Source organism: Serratia sp. NPDC087055 (assembly GCF_044900985.1).
Lineage (GTDB): Bacteria > Pseudomonadota > Gammaproteobacteria > Enterobacterales > Enterobacteriaceae > Serratia.
In genome coordinates, this window is the sequence record NZ_JBJDOG010000002.1 from 156,250 (window position 1) to 181,695 (window position 25,446).

A 25,446-nucleotide genomic window follows, 5' to 3' on the forward strand; every position below is an offset into this window, starting at 1 on the left:
AAGAGGCTATTGCCCGGTTGGCATCATCTGCACTTCGGCCATGGTTTGCATATTTTCACACCCTCCCCCCAACCGCATGCCGCGCACCGGGCAGGCGTCCAGATAGTCGATGCCCACGGCCAGCTTAAGGTGCTGATTCGGCAAGCGGGTATTGTTAGTGACGTCAAAGCTGTGCCAGCGTTCGTCGATCCAGGCTTCTGCCCAGGCGTGGGTGGCGACATGGGTGGAGTCTTCGCTGTAGAGATAGCCGCTGACGTAGCGCGCCGGAATGTTCAGGCTGCGGCAGCAGACCAGAAACACATGGGTATGATCCTGGCAAACGCCGGTACCGGTCGCGAATGCCTGGGCGGCGCTGTCGGTGACGCTGGTGGAGCCTGGGCTGTAAGGCATTTTTAGCAACAGTTCGCCCATCAGGTTTTCCAGCCCGTCCAGCACCGCCTGTGGTTGATGATAGCGCAGGGCAAAGGCCTGTATCGCGCTGTCGGGCTGGGTCAACGGGCTGTGACGCAGAAAAACCAGCGGTGACAGATGCCCCGTGACCTGATCCTCTGCACTATCTTCAATCTCCACGACGCCATGGGCCTGAATGGTAATCGCCTGGTGTGGATGATCCAACGTCAGTACATGCAGCACGTTGCCGAAGGCGTCGGTGGTACATACCGCCTCTTCCGGCAGCGTGAGTTGCCAGGAGATGATGCGTTGATGCTCTGAGTCCTGTGGCGTCAGGCGCAGATACTGAGTGCTACGCTGTACCTGCTGGGCGTAGGTATAATGGGTGTTGTGCTCAATGTTCAGTTTCATTGTGCCTCCAGATAAGTGTGATGGACGCTCTCCGCAATACCGCTAATCTGCCCGAGAAACGCGTCTAACCAGTTGGTTAGCCCCACCTTGTTCAGGTCTTTCATGCTGCTGAATCGCAGCTCGGCGTGCAGGGTGTGCGCCAGTCGGCGTGGCTGATTTGAACGGTTACCGCCAATTTGCTCCAGCTGCTGCACCATGTCGCCGACGCAGGCCAGCAGGGAGCGTGGGATTTCATTACGCAGGATCATCAGTTCGGCAATGGTGTCCCGGCTGAGCTGCTGTTTGTAGATGCTGTGATAGGCTTCGCGTGCGCTCACGGCCCGCAGCAACGTGTCCATGCGGTAATACTCGCGTACCGGGTCGCCGTCCCTGTCCATCAAGCTATTCTTGACTCCCAGCAGACGTGCGGTGCCGTCGGCCCGCTCCAACAGGGTACCGAGGCGGATAAAGCACATGGCGTCACTGCGTAACAAGGTGCCGAACATGGCACCGCGAAACAGGTGTGAACGCTCTTTCACCCAGTCGAAAAAGGCATCTGCGCCTACCGAACCTATGCCTTGGCGGCGGATTAGCTTCATCTCGATCCAGGTGGCATTAATGCACTCCCACACCTCGGAGGACAGGCTGCCACGCACCGCATGGGCATTGTTCCACCCCATTTGCAGGCAGCTGTAAATGCTGCTGTAATTGCGGCTGTCGAGTGCGAAAAAACTCACCAGGTTGGCCATGGTTAGATCGGGATAGGCGGCGGCATACAGTTGCCCGGTGCTGGTCAAATTGAGTGGCACCTGCAAATCCTGATCTTCGCTGTCGCGGATTGGCATCATCGACAGCTTGTTGGTCACATCAAGTACCCGGGCAATGCTTTCTGCCCGCTCCAGATAGCGGGCCATCCAATAGAGTTCACTGGCAGTTCGGCTCAGCATATGTCGTCCTCCAACACCCAGGTGTCCTTGGTTCCCCCGCCTTGCGACGAGTTGACCACCAGCGAACCTTGCGCCAGCGCCACACGCGTCAGCCCGCCGGGCACCAGCCGAATTTCAGCCCCGCTGAGGGCAAACGGCCGCAGATCGATATGCCGCGGGGCCAAGCCTTCGTTGACGAAAGTCGGGCAGGTCGACAGCGCCAGGGTATTTTGCGCAATGTAGTTATGGGGTTTGGCTAACAGCAAGGTGCGGAAATGGGCGATTTCGTCTTTGGTCGCCGCCGGGCCGATCAGCATGCCGTAACCACCGGCACCGTGGACCTCTTTCACCACCATCTGATCCAGATTGGCCAACACATAGGACAGCTCATTCTTGTGACGACATTGCCAGGTGGGGACGTTGTTGAGGATCGGCTCTTCTTGCAGATAGAAACGCACCATGTCCGGCACATACGGATAGATCGACTTGTCGTCGGCCACGCCGGTGCCAATGGCGTTTGCCAGTACCACATTGCCGGTGCGGTAAACCGACAGCAGCCCCGGAACGCCGAGCATCGAGTCGGGGCGGAACGCCAGCGGATCGAGGAACGCGTCGTCCACCCGGCGGTAAATCACATCCACCTTGCAAGGCCCGGCGGTGGTGCGCATAAACACGGCGCCGTCCTTGACGAACAGGTCGGCGCTTTCCACCAGCTCAACCCCCATCTGCTGCGCCAGGAAACTGTGCTCGAAATAGGCGCTGTTAAAGCGGCCCGGAGTCAGTACCACGACCGTGGGATCGTTAATCGGCGAGCTTTCGCGCAGGGTTTGCAGCAGGTGCGACGGATAGCGTTCCACCGGTGCAATGCGTTGCTGGGCGAACAGTTCGGGGTACAGGCGCATCATCATCTTGCGGTTTTCCAGCATGTAGGAAACGCCGGAGGGCGTGCGCAGGTTATCTTCCAGCACGTAATATTGGCCGTCACCGTTACGCACCATGTCCACGCCAACGATGTGCGCGTAAATATTGCGGTGCAGATCGACCCCTTGCATACAAGGCTGATATTGATCGTTCGCCAGCACCTGTTCTGCCGGAATGATCCCGGCCTTCAGAATATGTTGTTGATGGTAAATGTCGTGAAGAAAGGCGTTTAGCGCCTGAACACGTTGGCGAATGCCGCGATCGAGCATCGCCCATTCGCTGGCGGGAATGATGCGTGGCACGCTATCAAACGGGATCAGTCGTTCGGCACCATCGTCATCACCATAGACATTAAAGGTAATCCCCACTCGGTGAAACAGCAGTGCAGCTTCTTCTCTTTTGCGTTGAATGGCCTTTTGGTCGGCCTGTTGCAGCCAGTGCCAGTAAGCTTCGTAGTGACCCCGGTGTTTACCCTCAGCCAGAAGCATCTCATCAAAAAACGGTGAAGCGGACAGATCGATATTTAGCATCATCACCTCGTCGACATTACAGGCTGTAAACGGATCCAGCATAAAATGTGCCAAGGTGAGAAAGGGGCGAAAATGGCGCGAAAACACAGGATTGGGACGAGAAGGAGCACTCTCTAGGTGCAATCAAAGCGAGGGGTGCCTTAAAACGGGGCGAAACTGCAGTGAGCGAGAGCCAGAGTGATCGTTAGTGGCGCGTCAGAAGAGGGGCATGCTGCAAGTGGAAAAATAAAAACGGCCAGCCGATGGCTGACCGTTGGGCGCGTTGCCGTAGAATTAACGACGAACGGCGATGGCTTCGATTTCGATTTTCACGTCTTTTGGCAGACGAGCAACTTCGACGCAAGAACGTGCTGGGAAAGGCGCGTTATGTTCGGTGAAGAAGCTTTCGTACGCGGCGTTAACGGTGGCGAAATCGTTCAGATCTTTCACGAATACCGTGGTTTTCACGATATCGGCGACTTTCAGGCCTGCGGCTTCAACGATCGCTTTAACGTTTTCCAGTGACTGGCGTGCCTGAGCGGTCACGTCGTCGGCAACGGCACCGGTTTTAGGATCGACAGGGATCTGACCGGAAGTGATGATCATGCTGCCCAGATCAACGCCCTGCACGTAAGGACCAATGGCTGCCGGGGCGAGTTCAGTGCTGATGTTACGTGACATTTTTTCTCCTAATTTACCCTTCGTCTTTCAAACCGCAGCGTTGTTGGCTACGGCTTAAAATCCATTGGGTAGCAACGTGGGTTGTTCTATCCAGAAACCCCATTATAGGGCGTCGCCGGGAGAATAACAGCGCCGTCTCCCGGCGAAAAGCGCAGATTTAGTCTGCCTGCAATACGACCTGGTGTTCGAACTCTTTCTCGCAGTAATGGCACTTCAGGTGTACGTCACCGTCGCGGGATTTCACGCTAAAGCTGGACGATACCGGTTCACTACGGCTGATGCAGTTGCTGTTCGGACAGGTCAGCACGCCGTCGATATGATCCGGCAGGCTGAGAGTCAGTTTACGCACCACCTCGTAATTATCGATGCGGTTAACCGTCGCTTTGGGGGCGTACATCGCCAATTGGTTGGCTTGTTGCTCCGTCAGGAACGTGTTCTCGATTTTAATCAGATCTTTGCGGCCCAGCTCATTGGACGGCAGGTTCAGGCCGATAGTAATGCGCTGATCGGTGGCAGTCAGTTTAAACAGCGTCAGTAGCTTAAACCCTATCTGTGCCGGAATATGGTCAATCACCGTACCGCATTTGATTGCTTCAACCTGCAGTTTGTTATCGTGAGTCATGACGGTTCCCCCTTAAAGAGCCAAATCTGCGTTTAATACCAGCGCCAACAGTGCCTGACGCGCGTAAATACCGTTGCCTGCCTGCTGGAAGTAGTAGGCGTAGGGTGTTTTATCCACGTCGGTAGTGATCTCGTCAATGCGCGGCAGCGGGTGCAAGACTTTGAGATGGGTACGTGCGTCTGCCAGATCCGCTGCACGCAGGACGAACTGCGCTTTCACGTTAGCGTATTCGGAAGGGTCCAGGCGCTCTTTCTGTACCCGGGTCATGTAGAGAATATCCAGTTCAGGCACCACTTCCTCGATACTGCTGTGCAGGCTGTATTGGATGCCTTTTTCTTCCAGCATTTTCAGGATGTAGGTCGGCATGGCCAGCGCGTCCGGGGCGATGAAGAAGAAGCGGTTGCCTTCAAATTTAGCCAGCGCCTGTGCCAGTGAATGCACGGTACGTCCGTATTTCAGGTCACCCACCATAGCGATATTGATGTTGTTCAGGCGGCCCTGCGTTTCCTGAATGGTGAACAGATCCAGCAGCGTTTGCGTCGGATGCTGGTTGGCCCCGTCACCGGCGTTGAGCACCGGGATCCCGCCGGAGAATTCGGTTGCCAGCCGTGCAGCGCCTTCCTGTGGGTGGCGCATTACGATGGCGTCGACGTAGGTGCCAATGACCGAGATAGTGTCAGCCAGGGTTTCGCCTTTCTTGCCGAGTGAGGTGTTGCTGCCGTCGGCAAAGCCAACCACCGAGGCCCCCAGGCGGTGCATCGCGGTTTCAAACGACAAGCGGGTACGGGTTGACGCTTCAAAGAAGCAGCTGGCAATGACCTTGTGCTTTAGCAGCTCAGGCTGTGGATTGGATTTCAGGCTGGCGGCGGTGCGTAGCACCAGCTCCAGATCCTCGCGGCTGAGATCGTTAATAGAGATGATATTTTTGTGATACAGCGGATTGGCCATTTTTCACTCCTTCTCGACACATGCCCGTGGCGCGGGAATGCCCGTCATCTTTCGAACCGCAGCGGTGTTGGCTTCTCGCTTTTCCCCCGTCACTTAGCTGACTAAGCGCAGGGTGATTCAAGCGGTTACCTCTGGCTGCGCCCCGAAATCTCTCGGGCATGATTTTTTAAGGCAAAAAAAAGCCCCTCAATGAGGGGCTTGAAACGATCGGTTTAGCAACAGGAGAAATAACGGCAGTTGGCTGCCGATTGGCAGTCGGTTTTGTCGGTTGTGGCTAACAAAACAAACGTCGTTTTTCATGCTTTCTCCTGGCAAATTGTCGCGCATTATACTCGCGCTTTTGGACACTGCAAGCGCTAAAACGCCGATTTTTTGCCATTTCGCAATCGATTGGCTGGTTGCTTTTAGGAACCTGCCCTGTAAATCAAGGATCAGTGAGTGCGCCGCAGTAAAATAACCAGCACGAAAATCCCGCCAAGACCGGCAGTAATAATCCCGATGGGCAGTTCTTGGGGCGAGGCAATGACGCGGCTTAGCAGATCGCCGGCAGAGAGTAACATTGCTCCCATGACGCCAACCAACGGCAGCAGGCGCCGGTGACGAACGCCGGTAAAGGGGCGTGCCAGATGGGGAACCATTAAGCCGACAAACCCAATCACTCCGGTTAATGCCACCAGTAACGCGGTCGCCAGCGAACAACACAGAAAGACTTCCATGCGTAATCGGCTGGTGTTGATGCCCAGCGTGCCGGCAGTCTGTTCACCCGCCAGTAAAGCATCCAGCGATCGCCAGCGTAATGTAATCAATACCACCAGTAACAGCAGCGCGATCAAGGCAAAAATCAAATTATCCCAACGGGCCAGACCCAGCCCGCCCAGTGTCCAGAAGAGTACGCTGCCGGCTGTTCGTTGATCGCCGGAAAAAACCAGATAATTGGTGAAGGCCCCGAATAAAAAAGAGACCGCGAGGCCGCAGATGATCAGTTTCTCGGTGCCTTTCTGCGATTGGGTCATGAAAATAAGCATCACGACCGCGGCGGAGAGTATTCCGCCAACAAAAGAGGAAACGGGTAAAGCCCACGCCCCCAGGCTATTACCGAGACGGGTAATCACCAGCACCACGCCGGCAGAGGCGCCCGAGGAAAGGCCGAACAGAAAAGGATCGGCCAGATCGTTGCGGGTAGTGGTTTGCAAGAGTGCGCCGACCAGTGCCAATCCGGCTCCTGCCAGTAAACCCAGCAGCGTTCGTGGCAAACGCAGTTCCAGCACAATGCTTTTAATCATTGGCGGCACATCACCCTGGGTGATACCCAGCGCGGTCATCACCTGAGAAAAAGAGAGTGGCACACTGCCTTGCACGATATTGCCGAGGATGAGCCCTGCCAATAGCAGTGGGGCGACTGCCCATGCCAGCCTAAAACGGTTTTTTTCCGACATTAGCTGAAGGCGGCGGGATAAAGAGCGTGAGCCAGTTTATGGATGGCTTCAATATTGGCCGGCCCCGGCGTCAGTTCCTGATATTTTAATTTCAAATAACGGTGGTGAATAACCGCCAGTGTTTTTTTCATCAGGGGATGTTGTTCAAGGAAAAGCTGCCGTGCGTCGGTATCGCTGGATGCCTCTGATTGGTAATCCACCAGAATGATAAATTCAGGTTCCATCGCCGCGACACTTTCCCAATTGGTGGTCGTCCAACTGGTGTTCAGGGTTTCCATCACATTCTTTGCCCCAGCGGCTTCAATAATTGCCGTCGGCATGGCGTAAGGCCCACTGGTATAGGGCTTTTCTTCACCGGAATCATAAAGAAATACCTTTATCGGTTTTTGCGTCGCAATTTTGCGATGGATACCTTCCACCTGTTTCTGCCAGCCATTGACCAGTGTTTCCGCATCTTCCTGTTTACCAAATACTTTACCGAGTCTAATGATGTCTCCGTATAACAAATCCATACTGGCGCGTGGGCGATGCTTGTCGACGTGGATGCAGCTTTCACTCAGCACCAGCGTTTTGACATTGAATTTTGCCAGCGCTTGCGGGGTAACGTCACCACGCAGACCATAATTCCAGCCTGCAAAGAACAGGTCAGGACTCACGGCGAGCAGGTTTTCGATCGTTGGGTATTTCGGCGCCAGTTCAGGGATCGCCCCCTGCTGTTGCGTGAATTCAGGAATATTTTTATACCAGCCGGAGATCCCCGTCACGCCAACCATCGCCGGCTGCAGCCGCAGGGCAAACGCCATTTGCGACATATTAATGTCTTGAATAACGGCGCGCTGTGGGGCTTGGGTAAAGGTCAGTGGCTGACCACAGTTGTCCACCGTGACAGGGAAACCAGAAGCGCCGGCGCTTCCTGCAGTTAATGCCAGTAATGTGGCGAGGGTTAACTTTTTCACATCGACTCCAGATTCAAAAACCGAAGTCAGTCACCCGGCTCGTTGGATACGGGGGCAACATACCTGAATAATTCATATGACAAATGTAGTTAGATCAAACAACCGTCGATTGTTGGGATTTAAGCGGGTTTATGTCGGCAATGCCTCGAAGAAGCGCAGGGCTTTGCCGGTTTCAGGATGGCGGGCTTGCAGGGATTTCATCCCAAACACCTGTTGCAGGTGCACCGACTCCAGCACGGCATCAGGGCTGCCATGGCAAACGATTTTCCCTTGATTCATCATGATGACCTGGTCTGAAAAGGGCTGTACCAACTCCAGATCATGCAGCACTTTTAACGTGGCTATCTTTTTTTTATGAATCAGCGACAGCAGTTGGTGGCGGGCTAGCGGATCGAGATGGTTGGTGGGTTCATCGAGTAAGAGCAGCATCGGCTGCTGCGCCAATACCCGGGCGAATCCGGCACGCTGGCGTTCGCCACCCGAAAGATTGCCCAACGGCACATGTTGCAGGGAGTGGAGGCCCACGTCATCCATCGCTTTTGCCACAATGCGTAGATGCTCAGATGGCAGGCTATCGGCCTGCCAGGGTAACCGACCCAGGGCCACATACTCGTTAACCTTAAGCCGTAAATCGGCATTATCGTGCTGGCTAAGCAAAGCGATAGAACGGGCACGTTGATGCGGCTTGATGGTGGATAAGGGCGTTCCCTGAAAGCATATTTCACCGCCACTCGGTTTTAGCTCACCGGTAAGCAGCCGTAATAACGTGGATTTTCCACTGCCGTTTGGGCCGATAATGGTGACGGATTCATCTTGCTGAAGGGCAAAGGTGACGCCATGAATCCGCGGTGGCTTCCCTGGACTTGCCAGGGAGAGATTCTGCACCGACAAGAGACTGTCGGTGGGCAGGTTATTCATCAGATATCCTTTTCCGTTATCAGAAAAACGTCTCTATGGTTTCGATGATATTGTAATCATCATCAATCAAAAATAGCGTTTTCCATTTATCGAAGGTCAGGCAGGGGTGTGAGGTGGCGAACACCAGAATATCACCGACCTGTACCGGGAACGTTGCCGGACAGCTCAGCATGGCGTGCTGATCCATAATCCCCTGGGTTGTCAGGCGTTGGACGTCGCTCTGTTGCTGAACACCGCTACGGTAATGGGCGATCGGCTGTGGCAAGCCGGCGTCGAAGGCCGCATCCCGTTTGCCGAAATTGACGATAATCCTGCCGGGTTCCGGTACAGACTGGACCAGCGCAATCAGTTCCAGCGCTGAGGTTAACTCTCCTGCCAGGTCGCAGGCGTAGCTGTCACGGGCTAACACGGCATTTTGCGCGTCTTGGTAAATCCCCCGATCGTGGGTGATGTAACAGCCGGGGCGAATCACCAGACGGCAGTTTGCTGGCAGCGTCTCTTGGCTCCAGACGCTACAGACCACGTCATACCAGGAAGAGCCGGCCCCGGTGAGGATCGCTTCTTCACCGCCAAATACACCTTGCCGGTGCAGTTCACGCAGCAAGCCGGCAGCGTCACGCAGAAACTGTTCGATTTTGCGCTGGGCATCGTCGCCGTGCATCACGCCTTCATACAGCTCGATACCGTGCAGTCGTAACCCCGGCAGCCTGGCGATCTCCTGCGCCAGTTGCTCCGCTTGCGCCACGTTGCGGCAACCGCAGCGGCCGCCAGGGACGCCCAATTCCAACAGAACATCCAGCGTTTGCCCCTGCTGGCTGAAAAATGCCGAGAGGCTTTGTGCATTGCTTAGGCTGTCGACGCAGCAAAAGAACATTGTCGCGGGATGCTGCGCTTTCAGTTCGGCTATCAAGCGCATGTTGGCCTTGCCAACCAATTGGTTAGCCATCAGCACCCGTGGCACACCGGCTTCCATCGCTACCTTTGCCTGCCAGGCGGAACCGACGCCAACGGCCCAGGCGCCCTGAGCCACCTGGCGCTGGAAGATCCAGGGTGTCATGGTGGTTTTCCCGTGCGGCGCCAGCGAGACGCCGCGGGCGTCGGCATAGTGTTGCATCCAGGCGATATTGTTTTCCAGGCTGCTGAGCTTAATCACGGCGGCCGGCAGGCAGACATCTTCATTCAGCAGGTTCGCTGGCGCAGTCGGGTCACTGCGCATCACGGCGGCTTTGTGGGTAACGGTGAAATCGTTTTGGTATTTCATAACATTATCCTTTGGGTGTTCTATCTTTTTGAAATTAGGTATCTTGATTAATTGCTTTGATTTAACTGTATTTTTAATATTTATTATCGATATTAGGGTACAAAGTATCATTTTTTGAACTGTTTTTTGTGTAGTCTTCCACTGTTTTCTTGCATTGTAAATGACAAAATTTAACCACTATGAGGTGAAGCGATGGGTGTTGATATCGACATTATCTCGCGTATTACAGAGCGTTTTATTGAGCTGAGCAGCACCGAAAAACGCATCGCGCAATTCATTCTGGACGATGCAGAGGCGGTGACCGCGTTGCCGATTGCCGAACTGGCCCGACAGGCCGGCGTCAGTCAGGCGTCGATCACGCGTTTTGCCAAAACCTTGGGGTGTCGAGACGTACGCGATCTTAAGGTCAAACTGGCGCAGTCGTTGGCGGTGGGGCAGCGGTTCATTCATGAGGAGCCTGATCTTGAAGGGATCCAGGGGATTTATGAAACCATCATCAATGTCCTGAATATTAATCGTCGGACGATTGATGAGCCTGCGCTGGCCAAGGCGGTGGGGTGGTTAGGCGATGCGCGACACATTCTGGCGCTAGGCATGGGAGGCGGTTCAACCATTTGCGCTGCAGAGGTCCAGCATCGTCTGTTCCGCCTTGGTTTACCTGTGACCGCGCAAAGCGACGGTCTGCTGGTGCGGATGATGGCTGCGGCGGTGACGAAGCAAGATGTGGTTGTGGCGTTGTCATTGGGCGGCTACACGCAGGAAATGGTCGAAAGCGCAGCCATTGCGCGCCAGTACGGGGCCAAAGTGGTGGCGATTACCCCAGCGGGAACGCCGCTGGCGGCGCAGGCTGATGTGTTGCTGGCGCTGGTGGTGCGGGAAAATGATTACATCTACAAACCCAGCACGTCGCGCTATGCCATGTTAGCGATGGTCGATGTGCTGGCGACGGCGCTGGCCATGGCGAACAAGCGCCAGTCTCGTGACCGGCTGCGTCGCATCAAGCTGGCGCTGGACAGCCACCGCGGAGGGGCAGATCGCCAGCCGCTGGGGGACTGAGTCGGTGAGCCAAGACACTAACGGAAGGATGATGATTCATGCGGTATCAGTATCTGATTAAAAATGTCACGGTGATCGACGGCAGCGGCGGGCCGCAATATCGCGCCGATGTGGCGGTAAAAGACGATCGGATAGCGGCGATTGCGCCTGCCCTCGACGCCGACGCCGAGGTGGTGATCGACGGGCGAGGCCGGGTGTTGTCTCCGGGATTTATTGACGTGCATACCCACGATGACACCAACGTGATCCGTATGCCCGAGATGCTGCCGAAGATTTCGCAGGGCGTGACCACGGTGATTGTCGGCAACTGCGGCATCAGCGCTGCCGGGGCGGTAATCAAAACCAGCGTACCCGACCCGATGAACTTGTTGGGCGAAAAAGCGCACTTCGTTTATCCGACGATTGCCGCCTACCGTCAGCAGGTCGAGGCGGTGACGCCAGCGGTAAATGTGGCGACGCTGATTGGGCATACGACGCTGCGCAGCAATCAGATGGATGACCTGTTCCGCCCGGCCAGTGCCGAAGAGATCGCCGCGATGCGCGAGCAACTGCGCACCGCGCTGCGGCAGGGCGCCTTGGGTCTGAGCACCGGCCTGGCCTACGCCACGGCGTTCTCGGCACCCACGGAAGAGGTGATGGCGCTGGCGGAAGAACTGGCGGGCGAGCAGGGCATTTATACCACCCACCTGCGTTCGGAGTTTGAACCCATACTCGACGCAATGGAGGAAGCATTCCACATTGGGCGCCATGGCCGAGTGCCGGTGGTAATTTCGCACCATAAATGCGCCGGGGCCAAAAACTGGGGCCGTACGCAGGAAACGCTAAAGCTGTTCGACAAGGTGCGCCAAACGCAGGATGTCTCCTGCGATTGCTACCCCTATTCCGCCAGCTCGTCCACACTGGACTTAAAGCAGATCACCGATGAATTCGATATTGTCATTACCTGGTCAGAGCCACACCCGGAGATGGCGGGGCAATCATTGCGGGATATCGCCGGTACCTGGTCGATGAGCCTGCATGATGCCGGCAAGCAGTTGATGCCGGCGGGCGCGATTTACTACAACATGGACGAACAGGATGTGCGCCGCGTGTTGAGCTACCCGGTGACGATGGTGGGCTCGGATGGCCTGCCGAACGATCCTATGCCACATCCGCGCTTGTGGGGCGCGTTCCCGCGGGTACTTGGCCATTACAGCCGTGACGAAGGGTTATTCCCCCTGACCGTGGCGGTGCACAAAATGAGTGGCATGTCCGCGGCGCGTTATCAGTTGCCGCAGCGTGGGCTGATCAAAACAGGGTATTACGCCGATCTGGTATTGTTTGATGCGTTAAAAGTGAAAGACAGCGCGACGTTCAGCAACCCTCGGCAACCCGCTGCCGGAATCGACGCGGTGTGGGTGAATGGCGTACTGAGTTACGAACATCAGGCCGTGACCGGCCTGCGCGCCGGGCGGTTTTTGTGCCGCGAGGGCAACAAAATAGACAGGAGCAAGGTATGACGATTAAAAGATACGGCATTGACGGTGGCACCGGAACCGGCGGGCAACACTTGCCGTTTTCCCGCGCGGTAGAAGCCGGCGGCTGGTTGTACATTTCTGGCCAAACGCCGATGAAAGACGGCGAAGTGGTGGAGGGGGGGATTATTGAGCAGTCCCGCCTGGCGATCCAAAACTGTCTGGATATTATGGCGGAAGCGGGATACGGCCTGGAAGATGTGGTGCACGTGAAGGTCATTCTGACCGATGCGCGTTATTTCCAGTCATTCAATAAAGTGTTCCGCGAATTCTTTGCCGCTCACCCACCGGCACGTATTTGTGCGGTTGCCGATCTGGTGGTGGATTGCAAAGTCGAAGTTGATATTACCTGTTATAACGCAGCACGTATTACCCGATAAGTCCTTTCTAAAATATAAAACTGTATAGGGTGGTTAAACCACCCTTAATAATAAACGCCTGATTTAATTCGGGCGGCATAACGCTATTTTATTTTTCTTATTTTACTGCTACCCAACACTAACTGGATGTGAGACATGAATAATTTATCCTTCCTTATCTGGTTTGCTCTATATGCCCTGGCCATGATTACGCTTGGCTGGTACGTTTCACGCAATCAAAAAAACGGCGATGACTTTTTATTGGGCGGTCGTTCCCTGCCGATGATCCTGACGCTCGGTTCGACGGTGGGCACTATGGTCGGTACCGGCTCCAGCGTAGGTGCAGTGGGCTTTGGCTACGCCAACGGATGGGCCGGCATGCTGTACGGCATTGGTGGCGCGGTGGGAATACTCTTGGTGGCCTGGCTGTTTGCACCGGTCAGAAAAATGCGTTTTATGACCATGAGCGAAGAGATATCTTATTATACCGGCGGCAGTAAAATAATAAAAAACGTCGTTGCCCTATTAATATTCATTGCGTCTATTGGTTGGCTGGGTGCGCATATTTTAGGGGGCGGTTTATATTTGGCCTGGGCCAGCGGCATTGATATTAATGTGGCTAAAGTGATTATTGCCCTGGCCTTTGTGGTGTATGTCGGAATCGGCGGTTATTCTGCGGTGGTGTGGATCGACACGGTGCAATCTATTGTGTTGTTCCTCGGCTTTATTTTGATGGCGGTGTTGGCGGTGCAGCACGTCGGCGGCTGGTCAAGCATCCAGCACGCGGTGGATCCGGCGGCGCAAAGCCTGTTTGCCATCGATAAACTGGGCATGCTGCCGGCGTTCTCGTTGGCACTGGTGATCGCCGTGGGCGTATTGGCGACGCCCTCTTACCGTCAACGGATTTACTCGGCCAAAACCGTCTCCTCGGTGCGTCAGTCATTCACTATTACCGGCGTGCTTTACCTGTTCTTCTCCTTCCTGCCGGCAATCATCGGCATGGCGGTGTGGACCATGGATCCCAATCTGGAAAACAGCGGCTTTGCCTTCCTGTACGGCACCCAGGTGCTGCCGCACGCGGTGGCGATGGTGATCCTGGTGGCCGGTATGTCGGCGAACATGTCTTCAGGCAGCTCGGACGCCATCGCCGGGGTGTCGATTATCCTGCGCGACCTCTACACGCTGTTTACCGGGCATATGCCGGCGGAAGACAAGGCGATTCGGCTGTCGCGGATCTTCCTGGTGCTGGTGATTGCGCTGGCGCTGGTGTTTGCCCTGACCTCCAACGACATCATTAGCTACATCACCAAGATGATCTCGATGATCATGTCCGGCCTGTTTATTTGCTCGATTCTGGGCCGATTCTGGATCCGCTTTAACTGGCAGGGCGCACTGGCGGCGCTGATCGCCGGGGCGGCAACCTCGATGGCCGTGTTGATGAACAGCCACTGGCTGGCGTTCTGGGGCAATCCTTGTTTCCCGTCGGTGCTGTTCAGCCTGATCGGGGCGGTGGTGGTCACGCTGGTGACACCGGCCAACAAAATGAGCCGCGAACAGGCACTGGACATGATCACCCGCGAGCGGGAGAGCCGCCCAACGGTCAAGGTACCGCTGGGTAAAAATGCCACCGCTAACCGCAACGTTTAAGGCCAGGAAAGCAACATGACAGCAAATTATATCGCCATTGACTGGGGCTCCAGCCACCTGCGCGCCTGGCGGATAGAGAACGGTGAATGCGTTGCGCACCAGCAGACGGCGCAGGGGGTGAAGTTCATTGAACCGGGCAGCCACGACCAGGTATTGATGGCGCTGCTGGCCCCCTGGCGGGCCTGGATCGAGGCGCGACAAATTCCGGTGCTGATGGCCGGCATGATCGGCAGCGATCGCGGCTGGTTGGACAGCGGTTATCAAAAGCTGCCACTGCCGGTAACGGCGATCGCCGCCGGTTGCATTGCGGTGCCCTCCTCGTTGCGCAGCGCGGTGTGGCTGCGCCCAGGGTTGGCGTTGCCAGAAGAGGAACGCGCTAACGTGATGCGCGGTGAAGAGGTGCAACTGTTGGGGGCGCTGGCTTGCCAGCAGGCGGACGTTTATCTGTTCCCCGGCACGCACAGCAAGTGGGTGAAACCCGTGATTACGCCGCAGGGGGCGTGGATAGCGGAATTCTCGACCGCCATCACCGGCGAGATGTATCAGTTGCTGCTCCAGCATAGCCTGTTGGGGCAGGGGCTACCGGAAGGCGAGAGCGATCCTCAGGCATTCGCCGACGGCGTGCTGGCGTCGCTGCGTGGGGAAGGCAGCCTGTTGAATCGCCTGTTCTACGCGCGTTCGCGACGGGTTTTAGGGTATCTGCCGGCGGCGAGCGTGGCGTCCTGGTTATCCGGTGTGCTGATAGGTGACGAATTGGCACAGCTGGCGCGGCGTTGGCCGCAGAGCGAACTGTTAGCGCTGGTGGGGGACACTCCGTTGGTGACGCATTACCTGGCCGCGTGTCGCATCGCTGAGCAAAAGGCAGTGGTTGTTGAGGCGCAGGTCGCCATGTTGAACGGATTCGGGAGGATTTATGCAGCCTTGTAAATTACCGCTGGTGGCTATTTTGCGTGGCATTACGCCGCCCGAGGTACTGGAGCACGCAGCTGCCCTGCTTGAGGCCGGGTTTGACATGATAGAAGTGCCGACCAACTCGCCCGACTGGCGCCAAAGCGTGCAACTGCTGCAGCAACACTACGGTGGGCGTGCACAGATTGGTGCCGGAACGGTGGTGGATGACGAAAAGCTGGACGCGCTGATCGCCAGCGGCGCGTCGCTGATGGTGACGCCCAATACCGATCCGGGGTTGATCCGCCGTGCCAAAGCGGCGGGGCTGATGACCTGCATCGGGGCGATGACGCCGAGCGAGATGTTTGCCGCGCTGGCGGCGGGGGCCGATACCGTGAAAGTCTTCCCGGCGAGCGTGCTGGGCGTGAGCTACATCGGGGCGTTGGCCAGCGTATTACCTAAAGGTACGTCGCTGTATGCCGTTGGCGGCATTACGCCGGAAAATCTGGCGGACTATCTGGCTGCCGGTTGCAGCGGCGCCGGGTTGGGATCGGATCTGTATCGCGCGGGCCAAACGCCGGATGTTACCCGGCATCAGGCCCGGCGTTTTGCCGCGGCTTACTTGCTGACGCGATCGTAGTAGACCATATCGGCGTTCAGACCTTGCTGATAGCCTTTGACGTTATCGCGCAGCACCACTTCGGTTTTCGCCTGATCGATAAAGACATACGGCGAGCTGCGCTGCAGTTCCTGCTGCATGGCGGTGTATAGCGCGGTGCGTTTGGCCGGATCGGCTTCGGCAACTGCCGCCAGCGTCTGCTGGTTCAGCTGTGGGATCTGCCAACCGTTGAGGCCTGCGACCGTGCTGGTCTTGCCGTCGTTATAGGCGAAGGCGCTGGCGTTGGAGTGGGCATCGAAATAATCCGGGATCCACAAACGGATCGCGGCTTGATGCTGTCTGGCTCTGACACGTGAATAGACCTGGCTGCCAGCCGCCGGCAACAGTTCTACCTTCACGCCGCCTTCGGCAAAGCTGGCCTGCAACGCCTGCGCGATGGTAATAAACGGCGGTTTGTTCTCTACGTCCAGCGTCAGAGAAGCCTGGGTGATACCGGCCTTGGCCAGGATCGCCTTGGCTTTTGCCGGATCGAAGCTGAACGGGTTCTCTTTCAGTGCACCCGGCAACCCGACGGGCAGGAAGCTCTGATGAACAAAATATTGGCCCTTCAGTAAATCGTTGGTGATGCCCTGATAGTCGATGAGGTAACGCGCCGCTTCCCAGAAGGCCGGGTTTTTCAGCAACGGGTTAGCGGTATTGCCGGTATTGAATACCAGATAGTTCTGCTCGGCTGAGGGGATCTCCAGCACCTTCACGCCCGCTTGATTCTTTAATGCGACGGTCTGGTCTGGGCCAAGCTCACGTGCCACGTCGGCGTCACCTTGCTGGATCAACAGGCGGCGGGTGGCGGAGTCCGGCACGCTTTTAATGATGATGCTTTTCAGCAATGGCTTACTGCCCGGTGACGTCGGGTTGGCGTCCAGCACAATGGCCTGATGGGGTTGGTAGACGCGCATTTTGAAAGGCCCGCTGCCGGCGGAGTGCATTTTTAGCCAGGCGTTGCCGTAGTCACCGTCTTTGGCGTTAGGCTGCACCGCCTTGCTGTCGACGATCGAGGCGATCGGCGTGGAGAGAATGTTCAGCGCCACCGCCGGGCTTACGTTTGCCGTCCAGCTCAGTTGCAGACTGTGGTCGTCGATTTTCTTGAGCTGCGCGTCGATGTTGTCCGGCTGCCAGCCGAGTACGTTAAGGATAAATGCCGGTGACTTATTCATCTTCACGGCGCGGCGGTAGGAAAAGATCACATCGTCGGCAGTGAGCGGGTTGCCGGAGGCGAACACCGCCTGCGGGCGCAGTTTGACCGTCAGCGTTTTCGCTGCGGCATCGCCCTTCCAGCTTTCTGCCAGTACGGGCACGACTTTTGCCGGGTCATCGCGATCCGCCTGTACCAACCGCTGATACAAGCTGGGTACGGTCTGGATGCTGGATAATTCGTTGGCTTCCGCCGGATCGAGGCTGACAATATCGTCCAGCGATTGCACCACCACGAGCGTGTTGGGTGGGGTTGCAGCCAGTGCGGGGGTAGACAGGGCTGCGAGGACGAATAGCGGCAGAACTTTGGCTTTCATTGATGTTTTCCCTTGAATGCACCGTGGTCTCCGGTGTCTGGAACGCATTGTTATCATTGTTTTTCACGGCGTTTTCACCGCCAGGATGCCACGTTAAAATCTTTGTCGGCGACTGACAAAGGTCAATCGGCTATTTGATATGTCCAAAAGCACTATAGGACGCCGAGCCATCCTCCGCCCACCGCGACAGAAAATAAAGCCCTCATGCAGAGGGTGTGAGACTGCTGGCAAAACCTTCACCGGTGCCTGGCGTAGGGGCGCTGCATGCTGCGCCCGTTATAACAGTAAGCAGGGAAAAAGGCGGGTCGATACCCATTTAGCAAAATGCCCTCATGAAGAGGGCTTGGAAGGTTGGCTAAAGAAGAGGGACGTTTTCCAACAGCGCCTTCAGGCGCTGGTGCAGCTGCGCGACATAGCGCGTATCACGCGGTGCTACCCACACCACATTACTGCTGGCGATAACACCCAATACGGCGGGCCAGGCGCAAAGATCGATGATCCGCGCCATGGCTTTTGCATAGCCGGAATTCATGTGGATCAGCACAAAATTGTCGTTATGCTCGACATCAATCAGCATGGCTGACAGGGGTTCGCTGATACAGGGGGCCGGATGATGCAGTGCATTAAGGGAATAGACCTTTTTCCCTTTGGCATTTTGCACCTTCATGACTCCCAGCGCTTTCAGCAGGCGGGAAACGGTCGACTGGCTGATGCCCGTATAACCCCCTCGTATCATTTCACTGCGGATCTCCTCCTGTGATGAATAGCGTTGGCTCACGACCAGCTTGCGGCACAGGGCCAGTTTCCGTTGTTCTTTCTCCCACAGGGTTTCTGTTTTATTCGCCATTATGTTGCCTTGGTTTAAAAATGAGTGACAACTCTATATAAATCAATGCAATGAAGATGGGTTAACCGAGGGTGATATGACCCGTCGCAATCATATAAAGGGTAATAAGGGCGACAATGACCAAAAGAACGGCAATGAGCGCTTCATAACCCTTCAATAACCGCTCTGCATGCTGGTTTTTTTGATGCCAGAGGAAAACCAGCAAACCAGGGACAAACAACAATGAAGTCAGCAGCATCTGGCTACCGGCGGCATAGCACAGCCAGAAACCGTAGACGGTGCCTATCAGCCCGAGGATCAGATCGCGGGTACGCGTTTCACCCGGTTGGTAGCTTTCACCGGTGATCGCCAGCTTCAAGCCATAGGCGGCGCTGAACAAATAAGGGGGGAGGATAGCGGCAGTCGCGATGGAGAACAGCGCCTGATAGCCCGCGCTGTAGACCAATGTCAGCAACAAAAAGAGCTGTATCAGGCCGTTGGTGATCCACAGCGACACCGCTGGTGATCCATTGGCGTTGGTTTTGGTGAATACCTGCGGGAACATGCCGTCTTTGGCTGCGACAAACGGCAGCTCTGCGGCGAACAGCGTCCAGGCAAGCAGCGCACCGGCAACCGACAAAATCACGCCGGCGGCGACGAAGCGTGCCCCCCAGATACCGACCACGGACTCCAGCACCCCGGCCATTGACGGGTTTTTTAATCCGTTCAACGTTGCCTGATCGAGCACGCCCATCGACAACACGCTGACCAGAATATAAATCACCAGACAACCCAGCAGACCTATCACCGTCGCTTTGCCGATGTCAGCGCGCCTGGCGGCGCGGGCGGAGACGACCGTGGCGCCCTCAATACCGATAAATACCCAGGTGGTGACCAGCATGGTGTTTTTGACCTGATCAAACAGCGCGGGATGGCTGCCGTCGATCACCATCATGCGGCCCCAGAAATCTGCGGTAAAAATGCCGATGCGGAAGGCGATCACGACCGCCACAATAAACACCAACAACACCAGCACTTTGACCACCGTTAGCACGGTATTGATCATCGCCGCTTCCTGCACGCCGCGCAGTACCAGCGCGTGCACCAGCCATAAAACGATGGATGCGCCGAGGATCGATTGCCAATTATTGCCCAGGCCGAACACCGGGAAGAAGAAGCTGAGGGCACTGAACAGCAGCACCGCATAAGAGACGTTCCCCAACCAGGCCGAGAACCAGTAGCCCCAGGCGGATTGGAAGCCAATAAAATCGCCAAATCCCGCGCGAGCGTAGCTGTAAATACCGCCCTCTAGCTGTGGGCAGCGGGCGCTTAGGTTCTGATAAATTAATGCCAGGCAGATCATCCCCACTGCGGTGATCAGCCAGCCAATCAGCAATGCGCCTGGCGAAGCGACGGAAGCGAAGTTTTGCGGCAGGCTGAACACGCCGCCGCCCACCATGGATCCGATGACCAGCGCAATCAGGGCTACCAGTCCCAGTTTTTTTTCAGACATGAGGGTTCCTCCAGCTGCGCAGGGCAGCAGGAAAATAATGATTCAGAGGGAGAGAGGACGCGGCGGCAGACGATACCGCCGCGTCGTCAATCAGTCGCCGAGGGTGGCGACCATCACGGCCTTGATGGTGTGCATGCGGTTTTCCGCTTCATCGAACACAATGGAGTGGGCCGACTCGAACACGTCATCCGTGACTTCCAGCCCTTTCAGGCCATAGGCGAGTTCAATTTCCTTGCCTACTTTGGTCTGCTCGTTGTGGAAGGCTGGCAGACAGTGCATGAATTTAACCTGCGGGTTACCGGTGGCTTTCAGCACTGCAGCATTGATCTGGTAAGGCTGCATCAGGCTGACACGTTCTGCCCAGGCTTCTTTCGGTTCACCCATTGATACCCACACGTCGGTATAGAGGAAATCGACGCCTTTCACGCCTTCCTCAACCTGGTCGGTTACGGTGATATGCGCACCGGTATCGCGGGCGATGTCTGCGCACTGCGCCAGCAAGGCTTCGTCCGGCCAAAAGGCCTTCGGCGCAACCAGGCGGATATCCATGCCCATTTTTGCTGCGCCCACCATCAGCGAGTTACCCATGTTATTACGCGCGTCACCGAGGTAGGCGAACGAGATCTGATCGAGGCTTTTGCCTGGCGCATGTTCCAGCATGGTCATCAAGTCAGCCAGGATTTGCGTCGGGTGGAATTCGTCGGTCAGGCCATTCCATACCGGCACCCCGGCAAACTCGGCCAGCTCTTCTACGATAGACTGCCCGAAACCCCGGTACTCGATGCCGTCATACATGCGGCCCAATACCCGAGCGGTGTCTTTCATCGACTCTTTATGGCCAATCTGGGAACCGCTTGGGCCGAGATAGGTCACCTGAGCACCCTGATCGAACGCCGCGACTTCAAATGAACAGCGGGTACGGGTGGAGGTTTTCTCGAAAATTAGCGCGATGTTTTTGCCGCGCAGTTGCTGCTTTTCTACATTGCCGTATTTGGCTTTTTTCAGCGTGAAGGCCAGATCGATCAGGTGTTGGATCTCATCGCTGCTGAAATCCAGCAGTTTCAGGAAATGACGGTGACGTAAGTTAATGCTCATAATCGTGTTCCTCTCTGTTCAAAGCGTTGGCGTAATTAACGTGCCTTTTTCACCGGCCAGGATACGGGTGGCATCCTGTAGCGCGCCGATGCCGGCGATGCCCTGGGCGTAGCGCACAAAATGGCTGGCGGCCGAGATCTTCGGCCCCATCGAACCCGCGTCGAAGGCGATACCGGCCAGATCGTCTGGCGTTGCCTTGTCCAGAGCGCGCTGTTGTGGCGTACCCCAGCCGAGGTACACCGCGTCGGCATCGGTAAGGATCAGCAGCGCATCGGCTTTGATCTGCTCTGCCAGGAACGCGGCGGACAGATCTTTATCGATCACGGCCTCGATACCCTCCAGGTGGCCGTCGCGGCGTAACACCGGAATGCCACCCCCACCGGCGCAGATCACCAGATGCCCCTGCGCAATCAGGGTGTTAATCGCGTCCGCCTCGATGATGTTGAGCGGCTTGGGGGACGGCACGACGCGGCGGAAGTATTGCCCGTCCGGCTTGATCGTCCAGCCTTTCTTCAGGCTCAGCGCCAGTGCACTTTTCTGGTCATAGACCGGCCCGATGTATTTGCTGGGGTTGCCGAACGCACTGTCGTCGGGGTCGACCTCCACTTGGGTTAGCAGGGCGCTGATCTGTTGTTTTGGCAGGCAGTTTTTCAGCGCCTGCAGCAGCAGGTAGCCGATCATGCCTTGGCTTTCCGCCCCGAGTACGTCCAGCGGGTAGGGGGCAACTTGTGGATAGGCGCTATTTTGCAGTGCCAGCAAACCAACCTGCGGGCCGTTGCCGTGCACCAGCACGACGTTCCAGCTTTCGGTCAGTGCCGCAATTTGGCGGCTGGCGAGCAGAACGTTACGGCGTTGGATATCCGCTTCAAGCGGTTCTCCGCGGCGCAGCAGGGCGTTCCCACCCAGGGCAATCACCACTGTGGGTTTAGTCATGATGTTTACTCCGTTGGGGGGTCAGATGGCGTCGCGTTCCAGCGGGCAGCTCATACAGCGTGCGCCACCGCGGCCACGGCCCAGCTCATCGCCGGGGATCGGCAGGACGGTGATGCCAGCTTTGTCGTATTTTTCGTTGGTCCAGGTGTTGCGTTCGTAGCCGACGACCACGCCAGGCCGGATGGTGAGAACGTTGTTGGCGTCATTCCACTGTTCGCGCTCGGCCTCAAAGCTGTCGCCGCCAGTGGTGATGAGCTGCACCTGGCTGATACCCAGTGCGCGTTCAATGGCGGTCAGGAAGTGTTTTTCCTGTTGGCGATGCAAACCCCCTTTGCCGTCAGGCGTTAACGTCCAGCACTGCGCTTCTTTACGCACCACTTCCGGGTAGACCGAGAAGGTATCCAGATTGATGTGAGTCATGACGGTGTCCAGGTGCATGCAGGAACGGTGCTTCGGCAATTCCAGCGCGATGACCCGCTCAGCCTGATGGGATTTGAACAGCGCCTGCGCCAGGAATTCGACCCCTTGCGGCGTAGTACGCTCCGACATGCCGATTAATACGGCGCCACGACCAATGACCAAAACGTCGCCGCCTTCCAGTGTGGCATGATCGTAATTACGCTCCTCATCGCCAAAATAGGTGGTGAAATTGCCGTTGGCAAAATACGGGTGCCATTTATAGATAGCGCGCAGGTTATTTGTTTCACGCTGGCGTGCGGGTTTGGCCATGGGGTTAATCGATACGCCGTTATATATCCAGCATGAGGTATCGCGGGTAAATAAATGATTAGGTAATGGCTTCATAATAAAGTCGGTACCCTGATGGGTATCGACCACCATATTACTGAAGCTGGCCGGCACTTCCTCATAGGTCAGGCCACCGGTCATATGTCGCGCCAATTGGCGGTCGGGTAAATCGCCCAGCCAGCCGCGAATATCGGCGGCAAGCGACGGCCCCAGGCGGAAGTCAGAGACCTGCGCCGACAGCAACCACTGCTTGGCGGCGGGAATGCTCATGGTTTCGGTCAGCAGATCGGTCAGCAGTAAAACCTCAACATTCTGTGCACGTAATGTTTGCGCAAATATATCGTGTTCCGCACCAGCGCGTTCGACGGACAATACGTCGTCGAATAATAACTCCTGACAGTTTGATGGGGTTAATCGCTTTAAACTTAAATTAGGTCGGTGAAGCATAACGCTGCGCAGCTGGCCTATTTCAGAACCTACATAATTCTTATCCATGTCATTTCCTATTATCAGATTTAGGTAACATCGAACAAAACGAAATAAAGAGTTATTTCATTTATTGAGAATGGGTGCCGTTCCGTTGCCGCTGATAATAAACATTGCCTTAGGTTGTTTTGTGATGAATGTCACATTGAGAAGGCGAGGTGAATGAAAAGGATTATCAATTGATTAACGTCATTGTTTTATTGGAAATTTCATTTGCCAAAATGCATTAATACCCATTTGTCGCGTTAATTATCCATGGGGAAGTCAGGGGACCTTAGAGGCGACTTTCTTAATGTGTTGTAATTATTGGTTTTTCTTTGTCGTGTGGCGTAGTTATGCATTTTCAGGTTATTAATATTCTGATGTGTGCACATTATTTTGAATTTTTATTCCGGTCGGTAAAAGAGGATGGTTTTTTATTTTGTGATGCGGCTGGCTTCTATTTTATTCCAAGAGAATAAACAAAGCATTAGCGGAGGGCATTGGCTTAATGAGGGCGATATTATGTACGTCAGGTGCATAAAAATCTGCGATACCCCCAGAGAGGGCGGAATAGTTAATCGGTTGGGCGTGGGGTGACGAGAAAGCCACCCCACTGATGAGGGTAATGCTTAAAACGTTTTGCTTAAGGTGGCGACCATCACCGCTTTGATGGTGTGCAGACGGTTCTCGGCCTGATCGAACACCACGCTGTGCGCTGATTCGAAGACTTCATCGGTGACTTCCATGCCGCCGTGCAGCCCGTATTGTTCTGCCATCTGTTTGCCGAGGGTGGTTTGGTCGTCGTGAAATGCCGGCAGACAGTGCAGGAATTTGACGTGCGGGTTGCCGGTCAGTTTCACCATCGCCATGTTGACCTGATACGGCTTGAGCAGTGCGATACGTTCCTGCCAGGTTTCTTTCGGCTCACCCATCGACACCCATACGTCGGTATAGAGGAAATCCGCGTCTTTAACCCCTTCGGCGATGTCTTCAGTCAGGGTGATCTTGGCACCGGTCTTTTGCGCTAACGCCTGGCACTCTGCCACCAGGTCGGCCTGTGGCCAACAGGCCTTTGGTGCCACCAGGCGCAGATCCATGCCCGCCAATGCTGCAGCTTCCAGCAGGGTATTGCCCATATTGTTGCGGGTATCGCCCAGGTAGGCGAACTTCACCTCATTGAGTGGCTTGCCCGGCAGGTGTTCTTGCACCGTGAGCAGATCCGCCAATAGCTGAGTGGGGTGAAACTCATTGGTCAGCCCGTTCCACACCGGAACGCCGGCATGATTCGCCAGGGTTTCCACCAGGTGCTGACCGTAACCGCGGTATTGAATACCGTCGTACATGCGGCCCAGCACGCGGGCGGTGTCTTTCATCGATTCTTTGTGACCGATCTGGCTGCCGCTGGGGCCGAGATAGGTGACCTGAGCGCCCTGATCGAAAGCGGCAACTTCGAAAGAGCATCGTGTGCGGGTCGAGTCTTTTTCGAAGATGAGCGCGATGTTTTTGCCCTGCAAGTGGCGAGTTTCCTTGCCTTGCTTCTTGGCCTGCTTCAAGTCGGCCGACAGTTGCAACAGCATCTGCAGTTCCGCCGGGGTGAAATCCATTAACCTCAGGAAGTGACGTTTGTAGAACGGGTTTATGCTACTCATTGCCGTATATCCTTATCGCTTAAATTGAATTTAAATTCACTTTATATGTATGAATATTCAATTTCAACCCCGAGATAGAAATCTTTCACGTTTATCGTGGAAGCAATGCCAGCGGTGTGTGAAAATAGAAGGAATACAGGCCATTTGACTTGAGGATATAGGCATGGCAAACCGCGAACAGCTAGAAGAACAACGTGAAGAGACCCGCCTGATCATCGAAGAACTGCTGGAAGACGGCAGTGATCCAGAGGCGCTCTACACTATCGAACACCACCTTTCTGCTGAAAAGTTTGAAGTGCTGGAGAAAGCCGCTGTCGAAGCCTTCAAACTGGGCTACGAAGTGACCGACGCCGAAGAGCTGGAAGTGGAAGACGGTACCCTGGTGATGTGCTGTGACGTGATCAGCGAAATCGGCCTGAACGCCGAGCTGATCGACACTCAGGTAGAACAACTGGTCGCGCTGGCAGCACGTTGTGGCGTTAACTACGACGGTTGGGGCACCTACTTTGAAGATCCCAACGGCGAAGAAGGCGACGACGACGAAGAAGAAGGTGACTTCATCGACGAAGACGACGACGGTAAACGCCACTAATCAATTCTGCTCTG

24 protein-coding genes are annotated in these 25,446 nt (G+C 55.7%); 7 read left to right on the forward strand and 17 right to left on the reverse strand.

Features of this window, described 5'->3' with window-relative positions:
• Nucleotides 1-6: 6 nt before the first annotated feature.
• From ACI2J2_RS14485 to ACI2J2_RS14530, 10 genes are all read right to left on the reverse strand, one after another.
• A complete protein-coding gene (locus ACI2J2_RS14485) occupies nt 7-801 on the reverse strand; it encodes a transglutaminase N-terminal domain-containing protein (RefSeq protein WP_404760327.1) in 795 nt (264 codons plus the stop codon).
• Nucleotides 798-1,727 (reverse strand): alpha-E domain-containing protein, encoded by a 930-nt coding sequence (locus ACI2J2_RS14490; RefSeq protein ID WP_404760328.1) that lies wholly within the window; start codon nt 1,725-1,727, stop codon nt 798-800. The genes ACI2J2_RS14485 and ACI2J2_RS14490 overlap by 4 nt, the downstream gene beginning before the upstream one ends.
• Entirely contained in the window at nt 1,721-3,157 is a 1,437-nt protein-coding gene (locus ACI2J2_RS14495) for a circularly permuted type 2 ATP-grasp protein (protein ID WP_265556261.1), read from the reverse strand. The genes ACI2J2_RS14490 and ACI2J2_RS14495 overlap by 7 nt, the downstream gene beginning before the upstream one ends.
• A 273-nt stretch (nt 3,158-3,430) precedes the next feature.
• A complete protein-coding gene (gene ridA, locus ACI2J2_RS14500; RefSeq protein WP_209634456.1) occupies nt 3,431-3,817 on the reverse strand; it encodes a 2-iminobutanoate/2-iminopropanoate deaminase in 387 nt (128 codons plus the stop codon).
• A 157-nt stretch (nt 3,818-3,974) separates the two neighbouring features.
• Complete coding sequence (gene pyrI / locus ACI2J2_RS14505) at nt 3,975-4,439, reverse strand: aspartate carbamoyltransferase regulatory subunit (RefSeq protein WP_209634459.1); 465 nt, start codon at nt 4,437-4,439, stop codon at nt 3,975-3,977.
• A gap of 12 nt (nt 4,440-4,451) precedes the next feature.
• Nucleotides 4,452-5,387 (reverse strand): aspartate carbamoyltransferase, encoded by a 936-nt coding sequence (gene pyrB / locus ACI2J2_RS14510; protein WP_209634462.1) that lies wholly within the window; start codon nt 5,385-5,387, stop codon nt 4,452-4,454.
• A 431-nt stretch (nt 5,388-5,818) separates the two neighbouring features.
• Nucleotides 5,819-6,823 (reverse strand): FecCD family ABC transporter permease, encoded by a 1,005-nt coding sequence (locus ACI2J2_RS14515; RefSeq protein ID WP_404760329.1) that lies wholly within the window; start codon nt 6,821-6,823, stop codon nt 5,819-5,821.
• Nucleotides 6,823-7,779, reverse strand: coding sequence for an ABC transporter substrate-binding protein (locus tag ACI2J2_RS14520; RefSeq protein ID WP_209634467.1), 957 nt, complete (start codon nt 7,777-7,779; stop codon nt 6,823-6,825). Before ACI2J2_RS14520 ends, ACI2J2_RS14515 begins: the two co-directional genes overlap by 1 nt.
• A gap of 129 nt (nt 7,780-7,908) precedes the next feature.
• Nucleotides 7,909-8,697: an ABC transporter ATP-binding protein gene (locus ACI2J2_RS14525; RefSeq protein ID WP_404760330.1), complete on the reverse strand. Its 789-nt coding sequence runs from the start codon at nt 8,695-8,697 to the stop codon at nt 7,909-7,911.
• 19 nt (nt 8,698-8,716) lie between these two features.
• Nucleotides 8,717-9,958 (reverse strand): amino acid deaminase, encoded by a 1,242-nt coding sequence (locus ACI2J2_RS14530; RefSeq protein ID WP_404760331.1) that lies wholly within the window; start codon nt 9,956-9,958, stop codon nt 8,717-8,719.
• Nucleotides 9,959-10,150: 192 nt separating this feature from the next.
• On the opposite strand from ACI2J2_RS14530, the gene ACI2J2_RS14535 reads away from it, so the two are divergent.
• The 6 genes from ACI2J2_RS14535 to ACI2J2_RS14560 all read left to right on the forward strand — a co-directional run bounded on the left by ACI2J2_RS14535 (nt 10,151) and on the right by ACI2J2_RS14560 (nt 16,062).
• Nucleotides 10,151-11,014: a MurR/RpiR family transcriptional regulator gene (locus ACI2J2_RS14535; protein ID WP_209634476.1), complete on the forward strand. Its 864-nt coding sequence runs from the start codon at nt 10,151-10,153 to the stop codon at nt 11,012-11,014.
• Between the two features lie 38 nt (nt 11,015-11,052).
• Complete coding sequence (locus ACI2J2_RS14540) at nt 11,053-12,513, forward strand: amidohydrolase family protein (RefSeq protein ID WP_404760332.1); 1,461 nt, start codon at nt 11,053-11,055, stop codon at nt 12,511-12,513.
• Complete coding sequence (locus ACI2J2_RS14545; protein ID WP_209634482.1) at nt 12,510-12,908, forward strand: RidA family protein; 399 nt, start codon at nt 12,510-12,512, stop codon at nt 12,906-12,908. The genes ACI2J2_RS14540 and ACI2J2_RS14545 overlap by 4 nt, the downstream gene beginning before the upstream one ends.
• Before the next feature lie 135 nt (nt 12,909-13,043).
• The gene (locus ACI2J2_RS14550) at nt 13,044-14,534 is read left to right on the forward strand and encodes a sodium:solute symporter family protein (RefSeq protein ID WP_209634485.1); all 1,491 of its coding nucleotides are present in this window, start codon (nt 13,044-13,046) and stop codon (nt 14,532-14,534) included.
• A gap of 15 nt (nt 14,535-14,549) precedes the next feature.
• Nucleotides 14,550-15,461, forward strand: coding sequence for a 2-dehydro-3-deoxygalactonokinase (locus ACI2J2_RS14555; protein ID WP_209634488.1), 912 nt, complete (start codon nt 14,550-14,552; stop codon nt 15,459-15,461).
• Nucleotides 15,448-16,062, forward strand: a complete 615-nt coding sequence (locus tag ACI2J2_RS14560) for a 2-dehydro-3-deoxy-6-phosphogalactonate aldolase (protein WP_209634490.1) — start codon at nt 15,448-15,450, stop codon at nt 16,060-16,062. Before ACI2J2_RS14555 ends, ACI2J2_RS14560 begins: the two co-directional genes overlap by 14 nt.
• Here the strand turns inward: ACI2J2_RS14560 and ACI2J2_RS14565 are convergent.
• From ACI2J2_RS14565 to argF (ACI2J2_RS14595), 7 genes are all read right to left on the reverse strand, one after another.
• Nucleotides 16,041-17,609: an ABC transporter substrate-binding protein gene (locus ACI2J2_RS14565; protein ID WP_404760333.1), complete on the reverse strand. Its 1,569-nt coding sequence runs from the start codon at nt 17,607-17,609 to the stop codon at nt 16,041-16,043. The two genes, ACI2J2_RS14560 and ACI2J2_RS14565, sit on opposite strands and share 22 nt — an antisense overlap.
• Before the next feature lie 355 nt (nt 17,610-17,964).
• Entirely contained in the window at nt 17,965-18,456 is a 492-nt protein-coding gene (locus ACI2J2_RS14570; RefSeq protein ID WP_209634494.1) for an arginine repressor, read from the reverse strand.
• Between the two features lie 61 nt (nt 18,457-18,517).
• Nucleotides 18,518-19,948: an arginine-ornithine antiporter gene (arcD, locus tag ACI2J2_RS14575; RefSeq protein WP_265556205.1), complete on the reverse strand. Its 1,431-nt coding sequence runs from the start codon at nt 19,946-19,948 to the stop codon at nt 18,518-18,520.
• A gap of 90 nt (nt 19,949-20,038) precedes the next feature.
• Nucleotides 20,039-21,043 carry an ornithine carbamoyltransferase gene (argF, locus tag ACI2J2_RS14580; RefSeq protein WP_209634499.1) on the reverse strand — a complete coding sequence of 335 codons (1,005 nt, stop codon included), beginning with the start codon at nt 21,041-21,043 and terminating at the stop codon, nt 20,039-20,041.
• Between the two features lie 18 nt (nt 21,044-21,061).
• Nucleotides 21,062-21,976 (reverse strand): carbamate kinase, encoded by a 915-nt coding sequence (locus tag ACI2J2_RS14585; RefSeq protein WP_404760334.1) that lies wholly within the window; start codon nt 21,974-21,976, stop codon nt 21,062-21,064.
• 21 nt (nt 21,977-21,997) lie between these two features.
• Nucleotides 21,998-23,218 (reverse strand): arginine deiminase, encoded by a 1,221-nt coding sequence (gene arcA / locus ACI2J2_RS14590; protein WP_209634502.1) that lies wholly within the window; start codon nt 23,216-23,218, stop codon nt 21,998-22,000.
• A gap of 602 nt (nt 23,219-23,820) precedes the next feature.
• A complete protein-coding gene (argF, locus tag ACI2J2_RS14595; RefSeq protein WP_404760335.1) occupies nt 23,821-24,840 on the reverse strand; it encodes an ornithine carbamoyltransferase in 1,020 nt (339 codons plus the stop codon).
• A gap of 163 nt (nt 24,841-25,003) precedes the next feature.
• Between argF (ACI2J2_RS14595) and rraB the strand changes: the two genes are divergently transcribed.
• On the forward strand, nt 25,004-25,432 hold the full coding sequence (gene rraB / locus ACI2J2_RS14600) for a ribonuclease E inhibitor RraB (RefSeq protein ID WP_209634505.1): 429 nt from the start codon (nt 25,004-25,006) through the stop codon (nt 25,430-25,432).
• Nucleotides 25,433-25,446: the final 14 nt, after the last annotated feature.